We start from the raw sequence: 9,390 nt of genomic DNA, 5'->3' as shown, positions 1-9,390 counted from the left end.
CGCCGTATGCCGAACGGCACGTACGGTGGTGTGAGAGGTCGGAACGGGAATTAATCCCGTTCCTCCTACTCGATTATAAGTCTTGTTTCATCACTGTCTTGAAGCATTGTTCTGATTGTAGCATAAAGCGTTCAAAAGTGCATTTTCGTTTAAAAAATATTATTGCGGAGAACAAATACAGCTTATTATTTGTTTCTTTACATCATCTTAAATGATGAATACAGGGTATTAGATTGTGATCTGAAATAGAAAAACAATAAAGAAAAACAGAGTAAAAAGATTGCTTATGTCACAGATTATCGGACATATTTCACAGGTAATCGGACCTGTGGTTGACGTTTATTTTGAAGGAACAGACGCGGAATTAATGCTGCCGCGCATTCACGATGCGTTGGAGATTAAAAGAACGAACGGGAAAAGACTGATTGTGGAGGTGCAGCAGCATATTGGTGAAACCACGGTGCGTACCGTGGCAATGGACAGTACGGACGGCTTGCGAAGGGGGATGAAGGTACATGCTCTGGGCGGTCCTATCTCGATGCCTATCGGTGAACAGATTAAGGGACGTTTGATGAATGTGGTGGGAGATTCCATTGACGGTATGAGGGAATTGGACCATACGGATGCCTATCCCATCCACCGCGAACCGCCCAAGTTCGAAGAACTGACCACTGTGCAAGAGGTACTTTTCACGGGTATCAAGGTGATTGACCTGTTGGAACCATACAGCAAAGGAGGTAAGATTGGGTTGTTCGGTGGTGCCGGCGTAGGAAAGACGGTGCTTATCCAAGAACTTATCAATAACATTGCCAAGAAGCAACATGGCTTCTCTGTATTTGCCGGAGTGGGTGAACGTACCCGTGAGGGTAACGACCTGCTGCGGGAAATGATTGAGTCCGGAGTCATCCGTTATGGCGAGGAATTCAAGAAAAGTATGGAGGAAGGCCACTGGGATTTGTCCAAAATAGATTATGATGAAGTGGCAAAGTCGCAGGTTTCTCTGATATTCGGTCAGATGAACGAACCTCCTGGAGCACGTCAGTCTGTAGCGTTGTCCGGCCTGACGGTGGCTGAGTCATTCCGTGATATGGGCGCGGAGAAGGATGGTCCACGCGATATCCTCTTCTTCATTGACAATATCTTCCGTTTTACGCAGGCAGGGTCGGAGGTTTCGGCATTGCTGGGACGTATGCCTTCGGCCGTGGGTTACCAGCCGACGCTTGCAACAGAAATGGGTGCCATGCAGGAACGCATCACTTCCACCCGGAACGGCTCCATCACCTCCGTACAGGCGGTGTATGTGCCTGCCGACGACTTGACAGACCCTGCACCTGCCACTACCTTTACGCATCTGGACGCTACTACGGTGTTGAGCCGTAAAATTACGGAATTGGGCATTTATCCTGCCGTTGACCCGTTGGAGTCCACTTCGCGCATTCTTGACCCTAACATTGTAGGCCGTGAGCATTATGAGGTGGCACAGCGCGTGAAGCAGATTCTTCAGCGTAATAAGGAATTGCAGGATATTATTTCCATTCTCGGTATGGAAGAATTGTCGGAGGCCGACCGTACTTTGGTGAACCGTGCACGCCGTGTGCAGCGTTTCTTGTCGCAGCCGTTCGCTGTTGCCGAACAGTTCACGGGTGTTCCCGGAACAATGGTTTCCATAGAAGATACCATCAAAGGCTTCAAGATGATTCTTGACGGTGAGGTGGACTATCTGCCCGAACCGGCTTTTCTCAATGTGGGAACCATTGAAGAAGCCATTGCCAAGGGAGAGAAGCTGCTGGAACAAGCTAAAAAGTAGGTTATCAAAAGAGTAAAAAAAATGAAGAACGGATTGTACTTGAGCATCTTGTCACCGGAAGGAGAAATTTTTAGCGGTGAGGTGGAGAGCATAACGTTGCCCGGTGCGATGGGGGCTTTCACCATATTGCCGCATCATGCGCCGATAGTCTCTTCATTGGTTGCCGGGACGATAGCATACGCGACGGCAGGCGAGCTGCGAAAGCTGGATATTCAGAGCGGCTTTGTAGAGATGAGCGACGGAAAAGTTTCCGTTTGTGTGGAAAGTTAGTTATGAAATGAATCGGAAAGAGAAAAAATGATAATGAGAAAATTGCGTAACATAGTGACGGGATTGCTGCTGACAGGGGTACTGACCGCATCTGCCGCCGATTTTCAGGCAACCGCCGACAGCGCCTCCATAGAGCTCCAAACAGCTTCTGCCAAGGAGGAGCAGGAGACGGTGAATGTGAAGGAGATCGTTTTCGGACATATCGGCGATTCGTACGAATGGCACATTACATCGTGGGGAGATACCCACCTCATCATTCCGTTGCCTGTTATTTTGTATAGCAGTGCTACCGGTTGGCATGCATTTCTCTCTTCCCGTCTGGAAGAAAATGGAGGAAGCTATGAGGGATTCTCCATTGCTTCGGAAGGAAGCCGATACGAAGGTAAACTGGTGGAGCATGATGCGGCCGGAAATGAGGTGCGCCCGTTCGATATATCCATTACCAAGGTGACGTTGGCGCTATTGATGAATAGTGTGTTGCTGTTGGTCCTTATTTTGGGAGTGGCACGCTGGTATCGCAAGCATCCGCAGCATACAACGGTTCCGGGTGGTTTTGTAGGTTTGATGGAGATGTTCGTTATGATGGTGAACGACGATGTGATTAAGAGTTGTATCGGCCCCAACTATCGTAAGTTCGCCCCTTATCTACTGACCGCCTTCTTCTTTATTTTCATCAACAATTTGATGGGGCTTGTTCCGTTCTTCCCGGGTGGCGCCAACGTGACCGGCAACATTGCCATTACGATGTTTCTGGCACTTTGCACTTTCATTGCGGTCAATGTTTTCGGAACAAAAGCCTATTGGAAAGATATCTTTTGGCCCGATGTTCCATGGTGGCTGAAGGTGCCTGTACCTATGATGCCCATGATCGAGTTGTTGGGAATTTTCACCAAACCGTTTGCTTTGATGATTCGTCTTTTCGCCAATATGTTGGCGGGACACATGGCGATGCTGGTACTGACGTGCCTCATCTTCATCACGGCAAGCATGGGACCGGCCTTGAACGGTTCGCTGACATTTGCTTCTGTGCTTTTCAATATCTTTATGAATGCGTTGGAACTGCTTGTCGCTTTCATTCAGGCGTATGTATTCACCATGCTGTCTGCAGTATTCATCGGATTGGCTCAGGAGAACGGCCACGAAGAAAGCGAAGGGAAGGAAGCGAATATAAGAATTGCTCAATTGGAAAATAAAAAATAAACAAATCATTTAAAAACGAAAAGTTATGTTACTATCTGTATTATTGCAAGCTGCTGTTGCAGGTGTGGGAATTAGTAAAGTTGGTGCAACTATTGGTGCCGGTTTGGCTGTTATCGGTGCAGCTATAGGTATTGGTAAAATCGGTAGCGCGGCAATGGAAGCCATTGCACGCCAGCCGGAAGCTACCGGAAACATTCGTATGAACATGATTATTGCCGCCGCCCTGATTGAAGGTGTCGCTTTGTTGGCGATAGTTATCTGTCTGTTAGTTTTCTTCTTATAAACCGAATCGTAAATTGTAAATACTCAAGTTTCGCAAGTTTTTGAACTTGCTTTCAGTGAACTGGTAAACAAGTGTACAAGGCCCCTCTGCCTGCTTGTTTTGCAAGCGGGATTTCGGTAGAAATCTGAATCGTTTCTCCTTGTAGCCTTGTTAACTTGTGTCCTGACGGCATATCGGAGATATGCGGGACTTAAATAAATAGAGTTATGTCATTGTTATTACCCGATAGTGGTCTGCTGTTCTGGATGCTTCTTTCATTCGGTATCGTGTTTGCGTTGCTGGCGAAGTATGGTTTCCCGGTCATCACCAAGATGGTGGAGGAGAGGAAAGCGTACATCGACCACTCTTTGGAAGTGGCACGCGAAGCAAGCGAACGCCTCGCCAAGCTGAAGGAGGAGAGCGAAGCGCTGGTGGCTGCCGCCAACAAGGAGCAAGGACGCATCCTGCAAGAAGCAATGCACGAGCGTGACAGGATAATCGCCGAAGCTCGTAAACAGGCGGAAGCTGCCGCGCAGAAAGAACTGGACGAAGCGAAGGAGCAAATCCGGCAAGAGAAGGAAGAGGCCATCCGCGACATCCGCCGTCAGGTAGCTGTTCTGTCTGTAGATATAGCCGAGAAGATTATCCGCAAGAATCTGGATACGGAACAGGAACAGATGGAAATGATTGACCGGATGCTGGATGAAGTGCTGGCCGCAAGTAGAAATAATTAATTATTCGTAGAAATGGATATAGGAATCGTTTCGATGCGTTATGCGAAAGCATTGCTGGAATATGCCAAAAGCATAGGTGCAGAGGCTGAGGATGCTTTGTACAAAGAGTTTCGTATGCTTGACCGTAGCTTCAGAAGGCATCCGGATTTGCGCATGGCCCTGGAGAATCCTATACTGACGGCGCATGAGAAATTTACCCTCATCTGTACAGCCGCCGTCGGCGAGGCTCCTGCCGGACGTGAATTTACGCGTTTCATTGGTTTGGTGCTGAAGAATCGGCGTGAAAGTTTTCTTCAGTATATTTGCCTGAGCTTTCTGGACTTGTACCGTAAGGACAAGCATATAGGCGTAGGAAAACTGATTACGGCCGTTCCTGTCAGTCAGGAGGTGTGCGGACGCATTCATGACAGTGCCTCCGCTCTATTACATGCCAGCATGGAACTGCAAACCGAGGTGGATCCCTCCATCGAGGGCGGCTTCATCTTCGACATCAATGACTTCCGTCTGGATGCCAGCATCGCTATGCAGCTCAAGAAGGTGAAAAGGCAGTTCATTGATAAGAATAGAAGAATCGTATAACACTAATCACTAAACACTAAAAAGTATGTTGTCCGGAAATATAAAAGTAAGCGAAGTCTCCGATATTCTCCGCAAGCAGTTGGAAGGCATTGACACCCGTGTACAATTAGACGAGATTGGTACGGTGCTGCAAGTCAGTGACGGTGTGGCGCGTATCTACGGGCTGCGCAATGCGGAGGCGAACGAGTTGCTGGAGTTCGACAATGGGATAAAAGCCATTGTGATGAACCTGGAGGAAGACAATGTGGGTGCCGTGCTTTTGGGACCTACGGACCAAATCAAAGAGGGCTTCACCGTGAAACGCACCAAACATATCGCTTCCATCATGGTGGGCGAGAGTATGCTTGGGCGTGTGATAGACCCGTTGGGCGCACCGCTCGACGGTAAGGGACTGATTGGTGGCGAACTGTGTGAAATGCCATTGGAGCGTAAGGCTCCGGGAGTCATTTTCCGTCAGCCGGTGAACCAACCGTTGCAGACAGGCTTGAAGGCGGTGGATGCCATGATACCCATCGGCCGCGGGCAGCGTGAGCTGATTATCGGTGACCGTCAGACCGGTAAGACGGCCATTGCCATTGACACCATAATCAACCAGCGTGCCAATTTTGAAGCGGGCGATCCCGTTTATTGCATTTATGTCGCTATCGGTCAGAAAGGTTCCACGGTTGCCTCTATCGTCAATACGCTGCGTCAGCACGGTGCCATGGGTTACACCATTGTGGTGGCTGCCACGGCGGGCGACCCTGCCGCTTTGCAGTATTACGCTCCTTTTGCGGGCGCTGCCATCGGTGAGTATTTTCGTGATACGGGGCGCCATGCGTTGGTGGTCTATGATGACTTGTCCAAGCAGGCGGTCGCTTATCGGGAAGTCTCGCTGATTCTGCGTCGTCCGTCAGGACGTGAGGCCTACCCGGGCGATATCTTCTATCTGCACTCCCGCTTGTTGGAGCGTGCGGCGAAGATTATCAGCCAGGAAGAGGTGGCACGCGAGATGAACGACCTGCCCGACAGCCTGAAAGGAAAGGTCAAAGGCGGCGGTTCGCTGACCGCATTGCCCATCATCGAGACACAGGCAGGAGACGTTTCCGCCTATATCCCCACCAACGTGATTTCCATTACCGACGGGCAGATATTCCTTGATACGAATCTTTTCAATCAGGGCAACCGTCCGGCTATCGATGTCGGCATCTCCGTGAGCCGTGTGGGCGGTAATGCGCAAATCAAGGCGATGAAGAAGGTGGCCGGTACATTGAAGATTGACCAGGCGCAATATCGCGAGTTGGAGGCTTTCACCAAATTCAGCGGCGATATGGACCCCGTGACGGCATTGACCATCGACAAGGGACAGAAGAACACCCGTTTGCTGGTGCAGCCCCAATATACTCCGATGCCTGTGGAGAAGCAGATAGCCATTTTGTATTGCGGTACCCACGGTCTGCTGAAGAACGTGCCATTGGATAAGGTCAGCGAATTTGAACGCAATCTTCTCGATTCTCTTGAAAGAAAGTATCGTGCGGAAGTGCTCGATGTACTGAAAACCGGAGTCATCGATGAGGAGGTTTGCCATAAAATCGAAGAGGTGGCGGAGATGGTGGCGAAACAATATATGATTTGAGATTTCAGATTTATGTAAATCGTAAACAGATATGGCTTCACTGAAAGAGGTAAAAAATAGAATCAGCTCCGTCAAGAGTACACGCCAGATAACGTCGGCGATGAAGATGGTGGCATCTGCCAAATTGCACAAAGCGCAGGGGCGGATTGAGAACATGCTGCCTTATCAACGGAAGCTGAATGAGATACTGACCGATTTTTTGCGGACAAATGTCTCGTTTAAATCTCCTTACACGGAGCAGCGGACCGTGAAGAGGGTAGCGGTTGTGGCGTTTTCGTCTAACGGTTCGTTGTGTGGCGCTTTCAATTCCAATGTCACGAAGATGCTGGAACAAACATTGAAAGAGTACCAATCGTTGGGAAAGGAGAATATCTTGCTATATCCCGTGGGAAAAAAGATAGAAGAGACTGTCAGGAAGATGGGGTATGAACCGCAAGGCAGTTTCCAGGCCATGGCGGAAAAGCCTTCATATACGGAGGCGTATAAGCTGGCAAACATGCTGATGCAGGAGTTCGTGAAGAAGGACATCGACCATGTGGAACTTGTTTATCATCATTTTAAGTCGATGGGGTCGCAGGTGTTGCTTCGTGAGAGTTTTCTTCCGGTCGATTTAAGGCAAATGTCCGAAGCTACGGAAGAGGCACCGGACAAGGCTCATAAATTCAATACCGACTACATTGTGGAGCCTTCCATTGCAGAGCTTATAGCGGAGCTTCTTCCCAAAGTGCTGAGTCAGAAGATATATACCGTTCTGTTGGATTCCAATGCTTCGGAACACGCCGCCCGCATGCTCGCCATGCAGACGGCAACGGACAATGCCAACGAGCTGATTCAGGACCTGACGAAGCAGTATAACAAGAGCCGCCAGCAAGCCATTACAAACGAGTTGCTCGATATTATCGGGGGCAGCTTGAAGTGAGAACTTCTGCCGATTGCTGAAGAATCCTTACCGACTCAAACCTCTCCGGGCATCCTGCGTAACCGTTCCCGATTCAGTATCGTATTGAAGCGCATTCAGTACGGTACTGAACCTCATTCAGTATGGTTGTGAATACCCTTCAGTACGATGCTGAATATACCCCCTCTCAGAAGGTGTTCTGTGCGGGATTTTGATGCTTCCCGGAAAAGGTGAGGCGGATTATCAGGGTGGGAAAAATCCTTACGGGTGGTGAGTGGGAGAGCCTTTTCTCTGCTTATTTTTTGTAGAATGCCATGTTTTTGATAACTTGCCACCGTTTTCAAAACAAAAGGCTGTATCAAAATGAGAGTTGGTCTTATCAAAATGAAGGTATTTATTGTATTATTATGGTTGGCATCTCCTTTTTTCATCCATTCACAGACGATAAATTTGTCTGCGGTTGAAAAGACGGACGTATCGGATGCAGATTGTCATGCCGAGATGCTCTATCTGCAAACCGACAAAGGCATCTACGAGACAGGTGAAGACCTTTGGTTCAAGGCGTATGTGCTGAATGACAGTACGCTTACTCTCTCCAATGAGAGTCGGACCTTGTTCGTGGAGATGCTGAACAAGCAAGATAGCATCGTCTGGCAAGAGAAATATCCGATACAAGCCGGCATTGCCGACGGACATATCTACATTGACAAGAAACTGAATCCGGGAGATTACCGCATCCATGCCTATACCAATGTACTCCTTTTTGAACGATACGCTCAGACCTCTATATCCCAAGAAGATACGTGTAGTGAAGAACATCGATCCATAATCCTGCCTATTATTTCGATGAAAAGAACAAAGACCGTCTTCAAGCGCTCGACTTGTTGCTTCTGACGCAAGGTTGGCGCAGGTATGTATGGGACAAGGACAGTCCTTCTGTTTCCTTGCCTTTCTTATCCGATGAAATACAAGGCAGGCAAGTCGTAGGCAAGAGAAAGAAGCAAAAAGAGGTGGGAAACAACAGCCAGTTGCTTCAAGTCTCCGGTCCGAATGCCGACAGCCGTTTTCTTATGACGGACTCTTCAGGTCGTTTCACTATACCGACAGAATTGATGGAGGCGTTGAGAGGCGGCTATGTGTATGTGAAACCGATGTTGGACAAGGACGAATATAAACCGGAAGTGTTCTTTGACGGTGATTTTGTACAGGCGGATAGTTTGCGCCGTTGCTGTAACTCTTTCGGGGCTTATCAGGATATTTCCCGGCTATATTCCGATGAATGGGCGATGGATGACTTTGTAGTGAGCCAAGACAGCAGTATTTTGTTATCGGAAGTGATGGTGACAGGGACGAAAGGAAGGGTGTTCCGGGATAAGATGATGGGGCGGTTGGATAGTTTGATGCAGATGGATGTAAATGCTCCTTATGTGTGTACTACCTGTAAACATTTGATAAACTATAGAACTGATTACACTGCACATCATAATCCATTGGGAAAATGTCCTGCTAAAGGACGGGTACCGCCCATTCGAGGAAAAAGTTATGTGATTGCCAAATTTAAATATATCGGAAGCGATGGGTATTTTGTAGTTGAAGACCAACAAACCATTATTTATCAAGGCATCTTTTATACCGAAGAAGAACTCCTCCGCATGAACAACCTGTTCCGTATCAAAGGCTATTACGGCAAGCGTGAGTTCTACCAGCCCGATGAACTGGATATGCAAAGTCCGATACCGGATGCCCGTAATGTCCTGTTGTGGAAACCGGATATCATCACTGACGAACAGGGAAAAGCGGAAGTCGATTTCTTCTGTTCGGATGTTAATACGGGATTTGTAGGAGTCATAGAGGGGACAGACGGTATAGGAAATATTGGTTCGTCAAATTGTGAGTTTAGGGTGGTGAAGTATTGAAAGAACTGCTCTTTTCAAGCTTTTCACGGTTCTTTGGGAGTTAGGGAATGACAATTTTTCGAACTCACGTTTTTGCCGCTATTCCTCCACTACCCACTTCTCTATATTC

At 48.2% G+C, this 9,390-nt stretch carries 11 protein-coding genes; 10 read left to right on the top strand and 1 reads right to left on the bottom strand.

Annotated features, from left to right (window positions below; all coding sequences use genetic code 11):
• Positions 1-286 precede the first annotated feature (286 nt).
• From atpD to K2G43_RS00240, 8 genes are all read left to right on the top strand, one after another.
• A complete protein-coding gene (gene atpD / locus K2G43_RS00275) occupies positions 287-1,807 on the top strand; it encodes a F0F1 ATP synthase subunit beta (RefSeq protein ID WP_297644030.1) in 1,521 nt (506 codons plus the stop codon).
• Positions 1,808-1,828: 21 nt separating this feature from the next.
• Positions 1,829-2,077, top strand: coding sequence for a F0F1 ATP synthase subunit epsilon (locus tag K2G43_RS00270; RefSeq protein ID WP_300152570.1), 249 nt, complete (start codon positions 1,829-1,831; stop codon positions 2,075-2,077).
• Between the two features lie 33 nt (positions 2,078-2,110).
• A complete protein-coding gene (atpB, locus tag K2G43_RS00265; RefSeq protein ID WP_297644028.1) occupies positions 2,111-3,277 on the top strand; it encodes a F0F1 ATP synthase subunit A in 1,167 nt (388 codons plus the stop codon).
• Between the two features lie 25 nt (positions 3,278-3,302).
• A complete protein-coding gene (atpE, locus tag K2G43_RS00260; protein ID WP_297644027.1) occupies positions 3,303-3,560 on the top strand; it encodes an ATP synthase F0 subunit C in 258 nt (85 codons plus the stop codon).
• 206 nt (positions 3,561-3,766) lie between these two features.
• Positions 3,767-4,273 (top strand): F0F1 ATP synthase subunit B, encoded by a 507-nt coding sequence (atpF, locus tag K2G43_RS00255; protein WP_300152567.1) that lies wholly within the window; start codon positions 3,767-3,769, stop codon positions 4,271-4,273.
• A 12-nt stretch (positions 4,274-4,285) separates the two neighbouring features.
• Positions 4,286-4,852 carry a F0F1 ATP synthase subunit delta gene (locus tag K2G43_RS00250; protein ID WP_300152565.1) on the top strand — a complete coding sequence of 189 codons (567 nt, stop codon included), beginning with the start codon at positions 4,286-4,288 and terminating at the stop codon, positions 4,850-4,852.
• A 28-nt stretch (positions 4,853-4,880) separates the two neighbouring features.
• The gene (gene atpA, locus K2G43_RS00245) at positions 4,881-6,467 is read left to right on the top strand and encodes a F0F1 ATP synthase subunit alpha (RefSeq protein ID WP_300152572.1); all 1,587 of its coding nucleotides are present in this window, start codon (positions 4,881-4,883) and stop codon (positions 6,465-6,467) included.
• A 31-nt stretch (positions 6,468-6,498) separates the two neighbouring features.
• A complete protein-coding gene (locus K2G43_RS00240) occupies positions 6,499-7,386 on the top strand; it encodes a F0F1 ATP synthase subunit gamma (RefSeq protein ID WP_297644024.1) in 888 nt (295 codons plus the stop codon).
• 113 nt (positions 7,387-7,499) lie between these two features.
• On the opposite strand, the gene K2G43_RS00235 is transcribed toward K2G43_RS00240, so the two are convergent.
• A complete protein-coding gene (locus tag K2G43_RS00235) occupies positions 7,500-7,796 on the bottom strand; it encodes a hypothetical protein (protein WP_297644023.1) in 297 nt (98 codons plus the stop codon).
• Positions 7,797-7,815: 19 nt separating this feature from the next.
• On the opposite strand from K2G43_RS00235, the gene K2G43_RS00230 reads away from it, so the two are divergent.
• Together K2G43_RS00230 and K2G43_RS00225 are read left to right on the top strand one after the other, a co-directional pair.
• Positions 7,816-8,259, top strand: a complete 444-nt coding sequence (locus K2G43_RS00230; RefSeq protein ID WP_300152562.1) for a hypothetical protein — start codon at positions 7,816-7,818, stop codon at positions 8,257-8,259.
• Positions 8,250-9,281 (top strand): hypothetical protein, encoded by a 1,032-nt coding sequence (locus tag K2G43_RS00225; protein WP_300152560.1) that lies wholly within the window; start codon positions 8,250-8,252, stop codon positions 9,279-9,281. Before K2G43_RS00230 ends, K2G43_RS00225 begins: the two co-directional genes overlap by 10 nt.
• Positions 9,282-9,390: the final 109 nt, after the last annotated feature.

The sequence above is a fragment of the Bacteroides sp. genome, assembly GCF_029057325.1.
Taxonomy (GTDB): Bacteria; Bacteroidota; Bacteroidia; order Bacteroidales; family Bacteroidaceae; genus Bacteroides.
The sequence above is the reverse complement of the archived record's forward strand: the minus strand, read 5'-3'. Positions and strand labels throughout refer to the sequence as shown.